The 17,243-nt window shown below is 44.7% G+C and carries 11 protein-coding genes; 1 reads left to right on the forward strand and 10 read right to left on the reverse strand.

The window, feature by feature from the left end:
- Positions 1-72: 72 nt before the first annotated feature.
- The 6 genes from acnA to CS921_RS01975 form a co-directional block, all read right to left on the reverse strand.
- Complete coding sequence (gene acnA, locus CS921_RS01950) at positions 73-2,778, reverse strand: aconitate hydratase AcnA (RefSeq protein WP_099221351.1); 2,706 nt, start codon at positions 2,776-2,778, stop codon at positions 73-75.
- A gap of 133 nt (positions 2,779-2,911) precedes the next feature.
- Positions 2,912-3,526 (reverse strand): lytic transglycosylase domain-containing protein, encoded by a 615-nt coding sequence (locus CS921_RS01955; protein ID WP_099221352.1) that lies wholly within the window; start codon positions 3,524-3,526, stop codon positions 2,912-2,914.
- 11 nt (positions 3,527-3,537) lie between these two features.
- On the reverse strand, positions 3,538-3,951 hold the full coding sequence (locus tag CS921_RS01960; protein ID WP_099221353.1) for a general stress protein: 414 nt from the start codon (positions 3,949-3,951) through the stop codon (positions 3,538-3,540).
- Entirely contained in the window at positions 3,948-7,172 is a 3,225-nt protein-coding gene (locus CS921_RS01965) for a DEAD/DEAH box helicase (protein WP_420843730.1), read from the reverse strand. Before CS921_RS01965 ends, CS921_RS01960 begins: the two co-directional genes overlap by 4 nt.
- A 71-nt stretch (positions 7,173-7,243) precedes the next feature.
- Positions 7,244-10,312, reverse strand: coding sequence for an SbcC/MukB-like Walker B domain-containing protein (locus CS921_RS01970; protein WP_099221354.1), 3,069 nt, complete (start codon positions 10,310-10,312; stop codon positions 7,244-7,246).
- Positions 10,309-11,433: an exonuclease SbcCD subunit D gene (locus CS921_RS01975; protein WP_099221355.1), complete on the reverse strand. Its 1,125-nt coding sequence runs from the start codon at positions 11,431-11,433 to the stop codon at positions 10,309-10,311. Before CS921_RS01975 ends, CS921_RS01970 begins: the two co-directional genes overlap by 4 nt.
- A gap of 94 nt (positions 11,434-11,527) precedes the next feature.
- Between CS921_RS01975 and CS921_RS01980 the strand changes: the two genes are divergently transcribed.
- Positions 11,528-12,139: a lysophospholipid acyltransferase family protein gene (locus CS921_RS01980; RefSeq protein ID WP_099221356.1), complete on the forward strand. Its 612-nt coding sequence runs from the start codon at positions 11,528-11,530 to the stop codon at positions 12,137-12,139.
- Between the two features lie 49 nt (positions 12,140-12,188).
- On the opposite strand, the gene CS921_RS01985 is transcribed toward CS921_RS01980, so the two are convergent.
- From CS921_RS01985 to CS921_RS02000, 4 genes are all read right to left on the reverse strand, one after another.
- The gene (locus CS921_RS01985; protein WP_099221357.1) at positions 12,189-12,707 is read right to left on the reverse strand and encodes a hypothetical protein; all 519 of its coding nucleotides are present in this window, start codon (positions 12,705-12,707) and stop codon (positions 12,189-12,191) included.
- 231 nt (positions 12,708-12,938) lie between these two features.
- Positions 12,939-13,418 carry a CcdC family protein gene (locus CS921_RS01990; protein ID WP_099221358.1) on the reverse strand — a complete coding sequence of 160 codons (480 nt, stop codon included), beginning with the start codon at positions 13,416-13,418 and terminating at the stop codon, positions 12,939-12,941.
- 76 nt (positions 13,419-13,494) lie between these two features.
- Positions 13,495-15,291 carry an ABC transporter ATP-binding protein gene (locus CS921_RS01995; protein ID WP_099221359.1) on the reverse strand — a complete coding sequence of 599 codons (1,797 nt, stop codon included), beginning with the start codon at positions 15,289-15,291 and terminating at the stop codon, positions 13,495-13,497.
- Complete coding sequence (locus CS921_RS02000; RefSeq protein WP_099221360.1) at positions 15,284-17,044, reverse strand: ABC transporter ATP-binding protein; 1,761 nt, start codon at positions 17,042-17,044, stop codon at positions 15,284-15,286. Before CS921_RS02000 ends, CS921_RS01995 begins: the two co-directional genes overlap by 8 nt.
- Positions 17,045-17,243 lie beyond the last annotated feature (199 nt).

The raw sequence follows: 17,243 nt of genomic DNA on the forward strand, positions 1-17,243 counted from the left end.
ACATTTGTTCGTTTCGTGCAATCCTTATGATAAAAAAACTCCCCAACAACTTGATTGGAGAGTTTTTCGTTATTAAGCTTCCAGTTTTTGTCTGAGCACCATCGGAAGGATGCCACCGTTTCGATAGTAATCAATTTCTACCTCAGAATCAAAGCGCACGACTGCTTGGAATTTCTTGGTCGCTCCGTCCTCAGATACGGCAGTCACATCTACCAAATCATGCGGCCGTACCTTTTCATCAACAGCAACAGAAATCGTTTCTTTGCCTGTCAAACCAAGTGTATCTGCACTCTCACCTGGCTGGAATTGCAGCGGCAGAACGCCCATCATGACTAAGTTGGAGCGATGAATGCGCTCGTAGCTCTTAGCAATCACTGTTTTAATTCCGAGCAGGTTCGTCCCTTTGGCAGCCCAGTCTCGAGATGATCCCATACCATAATCATCACCAGCTAAGACAACAAGGCCCGTCCCATCAGCTAAATACTTGCGAGATGCGTCATAAATGGACGTCACTTCACCGGTAGGCCAGTATGTCGTGTAGCCGCCTTCTGTACCCGGTGCAATCTGATTTTTAATCCGAATATTGGCAAATGTCCCGCGCATCATCACGTCATGGTGTCCACGTCTTGAACCGTAGGAATTGAAATCCCGAATAGCCACACCTTCTGCTTGTAAAAATTGACCGGCTGGTGTATCTTTGCCAATTGCACCGGCTGGCGAAATATGGTCCGTCGTAACGGAGTCACCAAATTTACCAATCACCCGCATGGAAGAAAGCGGCTCTACACGACCGGCTTCTTTGGAAAGATGCTCAAAAAATGGCGGATTGGCAATATAGGTGGATGACTCATTCCATTTGTAAAGCGGTTCGTCTGTCGTTTCAATCGCATTCCAAGCTTCATTTTCATCAAAAACACGGGCATATTGTTCGCGGAAAAGTTCTGGCGTTACAGTCTCTTCGACAAGCGCCTTCACTTCCTCAGCACTTGGCCAAATATCATCCAAGTAGATCTCTTTGCCGTGATGACCCCGACCGATCGCTTCTTTTGTCAAGTCAAGATTTGTCGTACCCGCGAGTGCATAAGCCACAACAAGTGGTGGTGAAGCTAGAAAATTCGCCTTGACAAGCGCGTGGATGCGACCTTCAAAGTTCCGGTTGCCACTTAAAACGGCCGACACAAGAAGATCGTTGTCCTGAATAGCCTGCTCGATTTCATCTTTCAAAGGCCCAGAGTTCCCGATACACGTTGTACACCCGTAGCCGACTAAATCGAAGCCCAACTTTTGTAGATAAGGGGTTAAGCCGGCTTTTTCCAAATAGCCCGTCACCACTTTAGACCCCGGAGCAAGGGAGGTCTTGACAAATTTCGGCACTTCCAGACCCGCTTCAACAGCCTTTTTAGCAACTAAGCCCGCTGCCAGCATAACGTAGGGGTTCGATGTATTGGTGCAGCTGGTAATGGCCGCAATCGCCACAGCCCCCGTCTTCATGATCGATTCATCCCCGTTGCCAAATACGACTTTAGCTTCTTTTTCCAGATCACTCTCTTTCAGCCCAAAGCCCTGATTGCCAGCAGGTGCTGTGATCGACTTTTGGAACGTTTCTTTCATTTTGGAAAGTGGAATCAAATCCTGTGGGCGTTTTGGCCCGGAAAGGTTTGGTTCAATTTCATCCAGACGAATTTCTACTGTTTCTGTATACGTTGGTTCCGGTTTGTCTGCTGTAAAAAATAGATCGTTTTCTTCCAGGTACTTCTGTACAAGTGCGATCTGCTCTTCGCTACGCCCTGTTAGACGTAAGTAGGCAAGCGACTCCGCATCCACAGGGAAGAATCCGCATGTTGCACCATATTCAGGCGCCATATTGGCAACTGTCGCCCGGTCAGCAAGTGGTAAAGTCGAAACACCAGGACCATAAAACTCAACAAATTTGCCCACTACTTTTTTCTCGCGCAATACTTGCGTCACTTTTAAAGCAAAGTCTGTGGCTGTGGCTCCATTTGGAAGCGCGCCAGTAAGTTTGACACCCATTACTTCTGGAATTGGGAAATAAGACGGCTGACCCAACATGCCGGCTTCTGCTTCAATCCCGCCAACTCCCCAGCCAAGAACGCCGATCCCGTTAATCATCGTTGTATGACTGTCGGTACCGACCAGACTGTCCGGATAAGCTACCCATTCCCCATTTTCGTCCTTCTTAGCCGTTACTACATCGGCTAGATATTCCAAGTTGACCTGATGGACGATCCCGGTTGCAGGCGGTACTGCACGATAATTATCAAAGGCTTTCTGCGCCCAGTTTAAAAACGTGTAACGTTCCATATTTCGCTCAAATTCGAGCTCCATATTGATTTTCAAAGCTTCTGGATTGGCATAACTATCGACTTGAACCGAGTGGTCGACAACAAGGTCAACAGGGATTTCCGGATTAATTTTTTCCGGATCGCCGCCCATACCTGCCATCGCTTTTCTAAGGGAAGCTAAATCAACCACAGCTGGCACACCCGTAAAATCCTGCAAGATCACTCGCGCCGGTTTAAAAGGAACTTCTCCGCTTGTTCCAGCTTTTGACCATTTTGCCAGTCTTTCAATGTGTGCATCTGTAATCACACGTCCGTCGCGCTGTCTTAGAACAGATTCTAGTAGAACACGGATGGAATACGGCAATTTCTCGATTTTTGTTTCTTGGTTCGCTTCTAACGTATTTAGTTTGTAATAATGGTACGTCTGATCATTTAGTTGAAAAGACGCCTTCGCTTGTTCTTTCCAATTTGTCATGTCTTCGTTTCCTCCTTCGCTTGAAACGCATATCTACCTACCTATTGTACTGAAAATTGATTGATAAGTAAACAAAGATAAACTCGCTCATTTCGATAAGTTTTTGTTATCAACGCATCAAAAAAAGAATGGCTCAATGTGCTTTTTGCCATTCTTTTTGAAATTTATTTTTATAAGCCATGATGTCTCGCACGTATTTCTCGCTATGGTTATATGCAAAAACGGCTTTCTCAACTTGTCCATCTCTGGCGCCATTATCCGCAAGAAAATTAGCTGTACTAAAAACGGCATCCTCTAAATCCCACGGGTCAGCCTTGCCATCGCCATTTGCATCTACGCCATAACCGCCATGCTTTTTAATATAAGCAGGATCGGTCAAGTCTTTTTGCGCAATCTCACCCACACCATTTGTTAGCGGACAACTTTTCTCCTGCCAGCCGACAAAACTGCAAGGCATGAACTGCATCGGCCCGATTGCACCTGCTTTTGAAATCATCGGTTCAGCCGTTGAAAATTTTGTTTCCACACGATGAACGGCTGCTAAAAGAAACCAGCTAATCTGGTACTTTTTGGCCGCTTTTTGGTAAATTGGAATGAAATCTTCTGGAATGCTCGTTTCGTATTTTTGCGTATCCTTTTCCGTGGTTGACTGCATGACGATAATGAGGATGAGGACTGCTGCAACTAAACTCACGAGACTTAGAGCAATCAGAACGGCTCCTCGTTTTTTTAGATTGAGCTTTTTCATATGAAACCTGCTTAGCGTGCTAGAACTAAGATATCCCCTTGATCGAGATGTTCAATAAGTTGATCGATTTCTTCCTTGGTCAAATCAAAATCGCCCAAAAGCCGGCGAACACTTTTGTCATCTGTACGTGAAAACCATTTTGCAAACGGTCCAGCCGCATAAAACGCGCCATTTGGTGTATAGACTTGCGGTAAAACAAGACCGCCACTAAGCGATTGCAGAATACCGGAAATGATGCCGAAAGCTTCTTCGTTGACCGGCCGTTCCACTTCTACTTGCTCTTCTTCAGCCAGATCCTCGATTTCTTTTGGACGCTTGGCAAGGATTGAAATATCTTCCTTTTGATAGCCTGCGAGTTCCAATTCTTTAATTTTTTTCACTGCCTCGTCTTCTGTTGCTGTTGCAAATACTTCCCATTTTGTCATGATGATCCCTTCCTTTCATTTTCCAACATTAGAATTTCTTTCATTTCATCCAGTGTTAATTTGGTCAGCAGTTTTTCACCCGGCTGAATAATTTCATCGACGAGTGCTTGCTTTTTCTGCTGCAAGTCATAAATTTTTTCTTCGATTGTCCCTTTTGTGATCATTCGCATCACTTGGACCACCTTTTTCTGTCCGATTCGGTGCGCGCGTGAGGCCGCTTGTTCTTCTACAGCCGGATTCCACCAAAGATCATATAAGATCACCATGTCCGCACCGATTAAATTCAGCCCCGTCCCGCCAGCTTTTAGCGAGATTAGGAAAATACGCTTCTGTCCTTCATTAAAAGCGGTGACCATATTGAGCCGTTCTTTTACCGGTGTCTGACCATCCATATAATAAAACGCATAGCCTTCTTTTTCCAATTGATCACGAATTAACCCCAGCATGCTGGTAAATTGAGAAAAAATGAGCAGCCGATTGTTGTTTTCTTCCGCCGTCTTTATTGTATCAAATAACTGCTCGAATTTGCCAGAATGACCTTGATATTCCGGTAAGAAAAGGCGTGGATCACAGCAAATTTGCCGCAAACGCGTGAGACCAGCAAGCAGCTTCATCCGTTCTTCCCCGTTCACCAAGTGCGGATCTAGCAAATCCTGTTGAATTTTTTCTAAATACGCCAGATAGAGGGTCTTTTGCTCGTTGGTCAGCTCAGACAGCAGATTTGTTTCGATTTTTTCTGGCAGTTCCTTTGCCACATCCTGTTTTAAGCGGCGCATTAGAAACGGCCGGATCAATTTAGCGATGCTACGCGGTGGAATCTGCTTGAATTTTTGCAGCGTTGGGAAAAAGCCCGGCATCAACGTTTGGAAAATCGTCCACAGTTCATCGATTCGGTTTTCAAGCGGCGTGCCACTTAGCGCGAACCGAGCACTTGCTTTGATGGAACGAACGGCAAGCGAACCTTTCGTCTGATAATTTTTAATCGTTTGCGACTCATCTAAAATCAGACAGGAAAAGCTTTTTTTGCTGAGGGCGATTTCATCTTGACGCACACTTGGATAAGAAATCAGGTACACACAGCCTGGCTGCATCTCGTCTATCATCGTGAGCCGCTGATTTTTATCTCCGTAGATGACCTCTACTGGAACTTCAGGTGAAAAACGCTGCCACTCACTCTGCCAGTTGTAAAGCAGTGAAGCAGGCGTGACGATCAGGATAGGCGCTAGATCCGGCCGCTCTTCTAAAATGCCTGTTAGAAAAGCAATCGTCTGAATCGTTTTACCAAGACCCATGTCATCTGCCAAAACACCACCCAGACGATACTTATAAAGCGATCGTAGCCACTGATAGCCGGTAAGTTGATAATCACGCAGTTCAGCAGTCAGCTTTTTAGGAAGTGGATACTGATCTGGGACAGTTTCTGTAATATCCTCCAGCAGATGCTTGAAGTCACGATTAAAACGATGACTTTCATCGACGCGCTGAATCCCAAGCTCTTCATAAATCTGAACGCCGCGATAAAGTGGAACCTGTAGCTCACTCTGAACATCTTTTTTACGAATATCAAGCAGCTCGAATACTTGCTCCATCTCCTGATAGCTGCGCGCTTCGAGTGACAAAAAACGGCCATTTTTCAAGCGGTGAAAGGCTTGTTTATCACGTAAGGATTCGAGGACCTGCTGAATTTCATCCTCCGCAATTCCCTCAAATTCAAAATTAACAGCCAAGAAATCGCCACTTTTTTCCAAATTCAAGGCGAGAACAGGCTTCACGCGTTCCTCAATCATTTCCTCCAACCCGTCCTCCAAATAAATCTCGACATATTCAGAAAGACGCGGCACTATATGGTAATAAAACTGGTAGAGCTCTTCTTCTTTTTGGGACACATAGATCGAGCCGCTGACAAAATGGAGCGGTGCCTGTTCGATCAAATTCATGATATAGCTTTCTTTTTCAATATCACGAATAATGACTTGCTCCCCGTCTAAATTACTTTCCTCTGTTTGGAAAGGATCAAACACCTGATTTTCATAATGATAGCGCAGCTGAACTTCGTGACGGAGGTCTTTTTGCCGAATCGTCATTTTGGCCTCAAGGGGCGCCTGCATAATTCGCCCAGCAATCGATGAATCAATGGTAACCGTGCCGCTTTTCTTCAAAGTTGGCAGCACATAGGAAATCATCTCGCTTAATTTCTGTTCGCTAAACTGAACAAACTCTGCATTGGTCACTTGATGAAAAGCAATCAGCGGTGCTAGTTCCGGCCAAATTTTATCCAGACCAATATATAAAACACCCTCGCAAAAAATCAACTGGTAGGCTTCCAAAAAGATCGCCTGCTGAAGCATATCAAGCTCCAGTTGATAATCGCCTGCTTCATTTTTTGTCAATGTATAGGCAAAATCCGGTTTTCCTGACGCCAGTCGAATATGCGGGTAGGTAAACGCCGAATTGCCTTTATTATCCAGCACCACAAGTGTAAGCGGCTGCTCGACCAGTTTGTGACACAATTCGACCGCCATACTGGCTGGGAGCATCAGCATCTTATCGTCTGAATAATTCCGCGACCAGTAATCAGCGTCTTGCTCGAACATCTTGGTCATCTCACTGATTTGAATCAGCAGCTTTAAAATCGCCTGATCCTCTGGGCTAAATGTATGTTCTGACGGATCATAACTGAAGGTTTTCGTAAAATTGTAGAGCTGACCTTTTGAAACGGCCCGCAAGAAAGTCCGGATGTTTTTGACAATATAGGTGCGTTTGGGGCCCACTTTCAATTCAAGTACGAGAACATGCTGGTCTTTTTCCTGTTTGATTTTCAGCTGGTAGTGAATGAGCAGTGTTTCCTTGGCACGCAAATCTTCCGGCTGATAATGCTGCGACATACTGGTTTGAAAAAGGCTCAGCAATGTTTCGGCCTCTTGTTCTAAAATGCGTTTTTTAAAATCAGCAGACTTCTTCGCATGTTCCGCATCTCGGCGTAAAAGGGAAGCCGCATAAATATGAGCACAGACTGGTTCTGCACCACTAACATGAGGGGGACAACTGCAGTCAAAATCATTCGCACCTAGATAAACCGCTTCGGCCTGATCGGAAAATAAATAACTTATTTTCTGCCCTTCTTGCTCGGTTTGGATGTCCGTTTCACTGGCAAGCTGTTTACCGGCTTGCTTGATGCGGTACGGAATCATTTGGTTTTCAATATCGACTTTGGTATCCAACACAACTGCCCCTTTCAAATTACCTGTAAAACTTCATTATAACTTATTTCGCAAGCATCGTAAATCCACGCTTAATTTTGGAGAATAAATTGGGTCGTGCTGCCCCGATTACTAGCTGTGACAACCAGTTTGGCCGGAATACGTTCTTTCAGTTCAGGCACATGCGAAATGATCCCCACTAGTCGACCGCTTTCCTGCGTTTCCAGTAAACATTCAATCGCCATTTCAAGCGATTCCGGATCCAGCGTTCCAAAGCCCTCATCAATAAACATAGTCTCAAGCGAAATCCCACCAGCCATTTCCTGTACGACCTCAGCCAGTGCCAAAGCAAGCGCCAAGGATGTTTTAAAACTCTCCCCACCGGAAAGGGTTTTAACGTGGCGCGTTTGGCCGGTATATTCATCAAAGACTTCCAGTTCCAAGCCGCTTTGAACATTGCCTTTTGCCCGCTCCTTTTTTCGTCGAAGCAAGAACCGCCCACCCGTCATTTTAGCAAGCCGAACATTGGCACGCTGAACGATCGTATCTAAGAAGGTGGCCAATACATACCGTTCAAAAGTCAATTTACGGTCATTTTTCCCACGGGCCATATCCGCCAAAAAGCCAATATTCGCATATTCAGCTTCATATTTGGCTAAGCGGACAAGCAGTGCATCCAATCTGTCAGCCAGCTGCTCCTGCTGCCGAATCATTTCAATGATACCAGCTCGACGCTCTGCAAGTTCCGTACGCGCCTCCTTCTGTTCAGAAAAGTGCTGTTCTAGTCTGGTCAAGTCAGGCTGCTCCTTTTGATCGACCTTTTGGCGTAAGGCTGCGACTTTCTCCTTTGTCAGCAAACAATCATGCTGGTAGCGTTCGAGCTCGGCTAGAAGTGTAGTCAACTCGCCCACTCCCTCCAAATAGGCCAAATAGTCTGCTGCATCCTGAAAGCCCTTTTCATCGAGTGCCGTCTGAAAAACAGTGGCTGCCGTATTTGCTGCCTGCTCTGCTTGGAAAAATTGTCCTTCGAGTCCTTTTAACAGAGACCCTGCTTGCACCATCGCAATTTTAGCATCTTCGGCCGCCGCCTTTGCAGAAGTCTCTTGCTTTTCAAAATGCGCCATATTCGCAGAAATTCTTTTTTGGGTGGCATAAAACGTTTCTGGCACGCGCAGCGGCTCAGGAATGGCCTCTTGCAAAAGCGTTTGCTCATGAAGCAGCTTGGTCAACTGCTCCTTATTATGTGTCCGATCTGGCGCCAATTGCAAAAGCTGGGCCTGATACTCTGCTGCTTTTTGTTCCAGCGCCAATTTATCCTGTTGGTTTTGCTGGCGTTGCACCAACTGCTCTTTTAAAAATGACTTTTCCTTTGCCAGCTCATTTTTTTGGCCAATAACCGCTTGATAATGGATTTCATAGCTTTGAAGCGTTTCGCCATTCTCCCGCTCCGCCTGCTCGATTTGCCAAATAAAGTGCTGCCGTTCTTTTTCTAACACCGCAAGCTCTTCGTTAATCTGTGCCAGTTCTTTTTCTGCTTGTTGTTGCTCATCTGAGTGCATCGTTTCCTGATGAACCGCTTTTTGTGGATGATGCGCGGATCCGCAGACTGGACAGGCTTCTCCTTCCACAAGTGTGGCAGCCAGCATGGCCGCTAGTTCCTGCTGTTCAGCGGCTCGTATAGCAACCAGTTTCGTTTCAATCGCTTTTTTTCGAGCAGAGACTTGTTCCCACACTTGTGTTTTTTGCTGTAGCATCTTTTGCCACTCTTGAAGCGACTTTTCACGTGCAATTTCAGCAGCATAGTCTTCAGCTAATCGTGTTAAATCGTCCAATTGTTTTTCTAAATGATAATAACGACGATCCAAATCATTCGTATCATTTAAAAGTGTTTCTTTCAGACTGATCTCTTGCTCCGTCCGCTCTTTTTGCTGTTCAAGCTCCGTATAACGTTTTTCCAGTTGCTCCACCTGTCGGCTCACTTTGTGCAACTCCGACTCAATCGTTTGCAGTCGACTGATCTTATGGGCAATCTCATCAAATTGAATGCTATTTCGCCGCCATTTTTCATATTGCGGGCGTTTCTCCTCTAATTCTGCCAATTCTTGATGGCTTAGTCGTTCTGTTTCCGTCGCGCGAGCCAATTGTCTTTCCATCTCAAGTTTGGCCTTTTCTGCCTCTACTTTCGCTTTACCACTTTGGATTTGTTGTTCATACAGTGGTTTCAAGCGTTCGGCTAGTTGAATCCGATTGATACGTGCAGCCTGCTCTTGAAATTTAGCTTGCTGCGCCTCGAGATTTTCCAATTGTTTTTCCGCTTGTTCTTTTTCAGCCAAATCTGCCAGCAACTGCTTGGCCACCGCGATTTTTTGGAGAGTCTGCTCAATTTCCTGTTCCACTACCTGCAGATTTTGATCCGCTTCATGTTTAGCCGCCCGCTTTTCTTCTAACTGTTTCTCGATCAGCGCACGTTCTTCTGCTGCCGTTAATGCTTCCGGTACATCATCTTGAAAGAGCTGCGCTAAAATCAAAGCTTTTTCCTGCTCGGCCTGCGCCACCTGCTGATACGCCTGCTTTTGTTTTTCAAGAAACGCTTCTTCCATTTTTTGATAAAACTGTGTGTGGGCAAGTCGCTGCAGAATGGCCTCTTTTTCTTTACTTTCCGAGACAAGCAACTCGCGAAATTCGCCCTGCGGAATCATCAAAATCTGCCGAAATTGATGTACATCTAATTGTAAGATTTCCTCCATTTTAGTCGTTACATCGCGCACCGAACTCGCCAAGAGCTTTTCTTCCCCGCCTGTCCGTTCATAGAGTGTCGCCTTTTGATTGAGCGTTCGCATACCGTCACCGCGCTGTTTTTGCACATCCTGAGTAGGCGTTCGTTCGATCAGATAGGTTTTGCCACGCAATTCAAAAGAAAGTGATACACGCGTAATTTCCTGCGGATCTGCAAAATCGCTGCGCATGGAAAAACTTTCTCGATCATAGGTATTGGCTCGTCCAAAAATTGCAAAACTGATTGCGTCAAAAATGGTTGACTTACCGGCACCCGTTTTCCCTGTAATGACAAACATTCTTTCATCGCCCAACTGCTCAAAATCAATCACTTCTGTCCCTGCATAGGCTCCGAATGCCTGCATGGTCAATTGAAGAGGCCTCATTTTTCATCACCTGCTTTCACTTGTCGAATCACATCTTGAACCAGCTTTTTTTGGTGCGCTGTGATTTCAGTGCCACTTACCTCATGAAAAAATTGTTCAAACAGTTCCAAATCATCTTTTTTAACAACCTCTTCAAAGGCTTCGGTTTTTACCGTCTGCTGATTGGCGCGCTTTCGTTCAAGGTGTAAAATATTCGGATAAAATTTACGCAGTTTGCCGATTGGATCAATGAGCGCGCCAGAATCCGTCAATTTAATTTGCAGATAGTCATCTGGTCGAGCGTCAATATGGGTGGTTAGTTCCTCTAGTGATCCTTCGATAATTCTCAAATCATGCTTAGGCGTTAGCAGCCGTTCTCGTACCGTCAGTTGCTCCCCGTTCAGTTCCACAATGCGCACACTTTTATGGTCATTCGCTTCTGAAAAAGAATATTTAAGCGGTGAACCACTATAATGAATCACATCATGTCGAATCGCATGCGGGTGATGCAAATGACCAAGCGCCACATAGTCGAACCCGTCAAATACATCGACCGCTACCCGGTCCACATTTCCAATTGAAAGCTGCCGTTCAGAATCACTCGGAAGGCCCCCGCTGACAAAGGCATGACCCACTAAAATTTGCCGCTTACTGGAATCCTGCTTTTTCCGAATATCCATCGTGATCTGCCGGAAAGCATCATCAAAGCTTTTCACAGCGTCATTTTTAGAAAGCGCACGAAAAGTCGCCGGTTCATGATACGGCACCAGCCAAATTTGCGCATCTTCAAAGGAAATCGGTTCAATCTCAGCCGTTAATTTCCCCGCCATAAAAAACTGTTGCTCACGGTACCAAGCGGCCCCAAAAGCGAGCCGATCTGCACTGTCATGATTCCCGCTGATCGCAAAAACCGGCTTGCCCAGCTTGACATTCCAAGTATAGAGCGTATCATTCAGAAGATTGACCGCTTCGGTTGGCGGCACAGAACGGTCATAGAGATCGCCCGCCAAAAGAATCGCGTCAACCGCTTCTTCTTCAATGATCGTCGTAATTTGTTTTAAAATATAGGCCTGTTCCGCAAGCATGGAAACGCCATTTACTATTTTACCTAAATGAAGATCTGCTGTATGTAAGAGTTTCATGATATCCTCTTTTCTACTATTTTTTTCGTGCAAATTGCCATCTTTTTAAGTATACTATATTTTAGGCATGTTTTAATATAGGGAGTGAAGTAGGTTGTTCTACAAATTTGCCAAAACCGTCGTTCATGTGATTCTCGTCTTACTTGGCGGCCGTATAAAAATTCAAAATAAAGATAAAATCACCCAAACCCCATATGTACTCGTTTCGCCGCATACCTCATGGCTCGAAATTATTTATCTGGCTTTTGCGGTATATCCTACCCAGATTCATTATATGGCGAAGCAGGAACTGTTTAAAGGAAAACTGCTCAACTGGGCAATGACGCATTTCGGTGCCTTTCCAGTCAATCGAGAAAATCCTGGACCCAGCGCCATTAAGTCGCCGATCCGGATTCTCAAACAGGGAAAAGTCGTCGGCATCTTCCCGAGTGGCACGCGCAGTCAAGCAAACCTTCATTTGAAACGGGGAGCAGTAACCATTGCTTTTAAAGGAAAAGTGCCCATTCTGCCTGCCGTTTATGACGGTCCGAAGAATTTCAAAGAGGTGCTAAAACGTAAGCCCGTTTACATCCGTTTTGGTGATTATATTTATTTAGACGATACGGATAAGGAACAAAAGGAAATCTTGGAACATAAATCGAATGAACTGTTAGACACTTTTGCCACACTACAAAACGAAATCAATGCGACGAAAAAGAAAAAATAAAAGCGTTTTGAATCTGCCCTTTTGCGGCGGCTTCAAAACGCTTTTTATTTTACATTGTATCGGTAATAATGTCTGATCCTGCAAGACCGTTGTCTTCCAAGATCTTCGCAATTTCATCAGAAGCTTTTTGCATCGCTTCATCAGCTGCTGTTGTATCCGGTGCATCTGCTTTCAGTGCTTCTGCTTCTTGTTTATAAGCATCACTCAGATCTTTCACCGCTTTTTGGAAGTCTTCTGTTGATTTGCCGATATCGGGTACTTTTTCGGCTGCTAGAGCTTCAGAAACCTTTTCAGCAGAAGTTGAGCCTGCTGCTGCAAGTTGCTTCAACTCATCAGCTGACGGCGCAGGATCTGCACCCGCCTGTGCCACATACGTACTGTAATCGCCATTATCTGCAGTAATTGTATCCACAAGACTCATATAATAGTCCAATACTTTTTCTTGTGATTTAGACTCCGATGTTTTGCTGCTTTCCTCTTTTTTACTGGAATCGCTGTTAGAACTTGAACATGCCGCAAGTGAGAACAGCAAGACAAAGCCTAAAATCCCTACTAGTAATTTTTTCATTTTCTTCCTCCTCTAATTCAGTCACTTTTTGGAGGGTACATTGACAAAAACATTATTTTTCAGATAATTTAAAACTGTAAATCAGAAATTTCACCCTAAATAGAGCTCTCCCTTTTGTCATTTGTGCCCCATTCCCGATACTTCAAAGTGTAAAGCACAGAACCACATTTATTATAGCGTGTTCTATACGGCAAAACAAGGGGAAATAAATACTTTCCCCCAATTTGCCTCTTAAGCAACTTCCCCGTTTCCCGCCAGCTTTTGTGCTACATTTTTATATTGAAAATACATCGCGATTCGCCAGGGAACAATCATTGCAAAGGCCATAATCCAAAACATGCCTGAAAGCTCACCCACTTCAACGCTTCCGCTAATCCAATACTTGACAAACAAGCGAATCAAAAGCAGCCCCATCAAAATAACCGGAAAAGCTTTGGTCCTTTTAATAAAAACAAATTGATGTCTAATTTCAAATTTTGTTGTCCAAATCAAGATGAGTGAAAAAACAAGCCCCATTACAACAGCTTCTAAAATATCAAAACCTGAAACGCGAAAATATGGGACGACAAACATCAATGCCCCCGTTGACATCATGACTGGCGGCAAAATGATCCCCTTGATCGACGCCGGTCGTTTGGATGACTTCATTCGAATCAAAATAATCATTGAGCCAAAAACCAGCGTAACAATAAATGAAAGAATGAGTGACATATGTAATTCCCCCTTATGATTAGCTATTTGCATTATAGCCCTAAAGAAGGGAAAAACAAATTAAAATGCCTGCCAGTTAAGCCATATCCATCCCGCTGTTTTGTAATTGATACATGGACTGATAAATGCCATTTTGCCGCACTAATTCTTCATGTGTGCCTCGCTCGACGATCTTGCCCTTACTTAGAACGAGGATCAAATCGGCATCCTTAATTGTCGAAAGTCGATGCGCAATCGCAATGGTTGTCCGTCCTTCCCGCATTCTCGCAAGCCCCGTTTGAATGAGCGACTCTGTTTCCGTATCAATACTAGCAGTAGCTTCATCCAACACGAGAATCTGCGGATTGGTTACTACCGTTCTGGCAAATGAAATGAGCTGTCGCTGCCCACTTGAAAATGAGGCGCCGCGCTCAATGACCTTATGATGATACGTGTCGTCCAGCGTTTGAATGAAGCGATCCGCCTGGACAAATTCAGCTGCATCTTGAACCGCCCGATCGGAAATCGACTGATCGTAAAGCCGGATATTACTGGCAATGTCGCCATAAAACATAAAGCTGTCTTGTAAAACCAGCCCCATCTTTTGTCGCAACTCTTGAACCGGATATTGCTTGATCGAACGGCCATCTATCAGAATATCCCCTCGTTCAAATTCATAAAAACGCATCATCAGATTGATAACAGAGCTTTTGCCACTGCCGGTATGCCCGACAAGAGCCACCGTTTGCCCAGGAAGAGCCGTAAAGCTGATGTCTTTCAGCACATCATGTTCACCATCATAAGCAAATGACACATGTTGAAACTCGATTTGCCCTTTTTCAATTTTTGCTCCTTCTGCTGGCACTTGAGCGGGCACTTCTTCCGTTTCATCCATAATCCGAAATACCCGTGAAGCAGCTGTAATGGCCTCTTGATACATGGCCAGCCGTTCCATCACATTGTAAATCGCCTCTAAAAAGCGGTCGAAATAACTGATAAACGCATAAACCGTCCCAATTGCAACTGGCCCGATCAAAGATTCTGCCCCAAAGAAGCTCAAGATAATCACCACTGCAATCGCATAAATAAAATCGATCGCCGGTCCCAGAAGCAGTGCATTAAACTTAATGTTCTTCATGCCAACATCATAATAGTCCTTGTTAATCGCTTCAAACTCGGCCGTCAGACGTTTTTCCTGATTGAATTGCTGGATGATGGCCATTCCTGAAATCGATTCGCTGATTTTGGCATTCAGTTGACTCAGTTTTTCCCGGCGCGCCCGATAAAATTTCGAACTATACTTTCGATAAACAATAATGATCAAGACAATCAGCGGAAAGAGAATCAAACTGTAAAAAGCAAGCTGTGTATTCAGCACAAACATCGAAGCATAGATTCCCACCAGCATAAATAAACTCTGGATTGCCGTGGAAAGCACATTGATAAACATATCTTTAATGGCTTCCGTATCATTGGTCACGCGGGATACCAAGCTGCCCGCCGGTGTCTGATCAAAATAACGCATGCCCAGACTATGCAACTTACTAAAAATATCAATACGAATTTGTTTGACAATATTCAGCGCGATTTTCTGGAAAAAGACCAGCTGAAAATACCAAACGATCGCTTTCCCCAGCACTAAGCCAAAATAGCCACAGCCTAAAATGACAAAGGCCTGAATATCGATATTCATGGGTGTCAAATAATCATCCAGGAATTTCCGAATAATCAGCGGGGCATACACATCCGCCAGTGTAACAAGTAGCACGAGCACCATCGTCACGCACAAAAGCGGAATATGATACTTCGTGTAACGCATCAAGCGCAGCAAAACCGCCCGATGCTCACGACCTGTCATCGTTTCCAGTTCCTGATTCGTTTGTGCTTCATTCATTTGCCCCACCTCCTTTTTCAAGCGCTTCCTCCAGCTGCTGCTCCCGGTAGATCTCTGCATACCAGCCGTCTTTTTCCAAGAGTTCCGCATGTGTGCCTCTCTCTTTAATCTGCCCATCTTCCACCACAATGATCAAATCAGCATGTTCCACGGAGCTTAAGCGATGCGCACTGATAATCGTTGTTTTAGCCGTACGTTCTTGCCGCAAGTTAGCCAGAATTTTTTCTTCTGTTTTGGCATCTACCGCCGACAAGGCATCATCCAAAATCAATAATTCAGGATCTAAAATCAGTGCACGCGCAATCGCCAGCCGCTGCTTCTGACCGCCAGAAAGTGAAACGCCACGTTCACCCACAATCGTGCGGTAGCCATCTTTGAACTCTACAATATCATCATGAACTGAAACCAGCTTTGCAACCTCTTCCACTTGCTGATTACTTGCATCTGGATAGCCAAAGCGAATATTATCCGCCACAGTTGTCGAGAATAAAAATTGGTCTTGCGGTACATAACCAATGGCTCTACGCAACACTTTCGTCTGATAAGCCGTAAGCGGTTCCTCGCCAAGATAAATATCGCCTTGATACGAATCATACTCCCGTAAAAGTAGTTTGAGCAGCGTTGTTTTTCCTGAACCCGTCCGTCCAACAATGCCCAGCGTCTCACCTGCACGAATCGAAAAGGCAATATTTTGGAGTACAGGCTCTGTTTCATCTGGATAGGTAAAGCTTTTCAGGTCAAATTGTAAATCACTGCTTGAAATGACCGTTTTAGCATCAGGCTGATCGACAATGTCTTCCTTTTCTTGTAACAACCGATCCACCCTGTCATACGAAGCGCTTCCTCTTTGAAGAATGTTATACAGAAAACCAAATGCCAGCATCGGCCATATCAATAAAAATAAATAATTGACAAATGAAACGAGCTGCCCAATGGAAAGTGAGCCATCCACCATAAACTTAGCGCCCACACCCAGCGTAATTACAAACGACATTCCGACCACGATAGAAATCATCGGATCATAAAGTGCATCAATTTTAGCCACTTTCATATTTCGATCTACCACATCCACCGTCTGATCAGAAAAGTCCGCAATATCTTCTTTCTCCTGACCAAAAGTTCGTGTCACCTTGATCCCGGCAATGCTTTCCTGTACCTTATCATTTAATCTGGAAAATGCAGCCTGTGCCTCATGAAAGCGGTCATGTAGCATTTTCCCCAGCACCGAACTTCCGATAACCATCAGCGGCATTGGTAGCAGAGCAATCAATGTCAAGCGCCAGTCGATACTGATCGCCATCATGGCAATCACCGTTCCCCCTGTCAAAAAGGAATCCGCCAGAGTCAAAATCCCAATCCCTGCCACCTGCTGAATCGCCGTAATATCATTTGTCGCATGCGCCATCAGGTCCCCAGTCCGGTAGCGCTGAAAGAAAAATGGCGACATCTTGGTAAAATGTTCAAATAACCGCAGTCTAAGTTTTCGTTGCAGTTTATTATCCGAACCAAAAATCATCATCCGCCACACATAGCGTCCCAAGTATGTGACAATCGCTACTCCGACTAAAAGCAGCATCCACTCAATCAGCTTCGTTTTCGTGAGTGTATCACTAGAAATCGCATCCACAACTTTCCCGATATAAAGCGGCGGAATAAGTTGCAGTAAGGCAATCAAAAACAAAATCGATACACCAAATAAATAATAGATTTTCTGTTCTTTAAAAAACCAACCAAGTGATCTAAAAATTTTCAATCCGAAATCCCCTCCCTTTTTTAAATTTAGGCAACAAAAAATAATGGTCCCATAACTGGTCCATTATTGCTAACACGTCTATTTGTCACCATTCGATTGCATACAAAACCTTGAACTAAAAGGGAGCTCCGTTAAAAAATGCCAACACCTTTATTCCTGGAGATACATGAAGATGCAAATACATGGACAGAAAGCAATA

The sequence above is a fragment of the Listeria costaricensis genome (assembly GCF_900183385.1).
Lineage (GTDB): Bacteria > Bacillota > Bacilli > Lactobacillales > Listeriaceae > Listeria > Listeria costaricensis.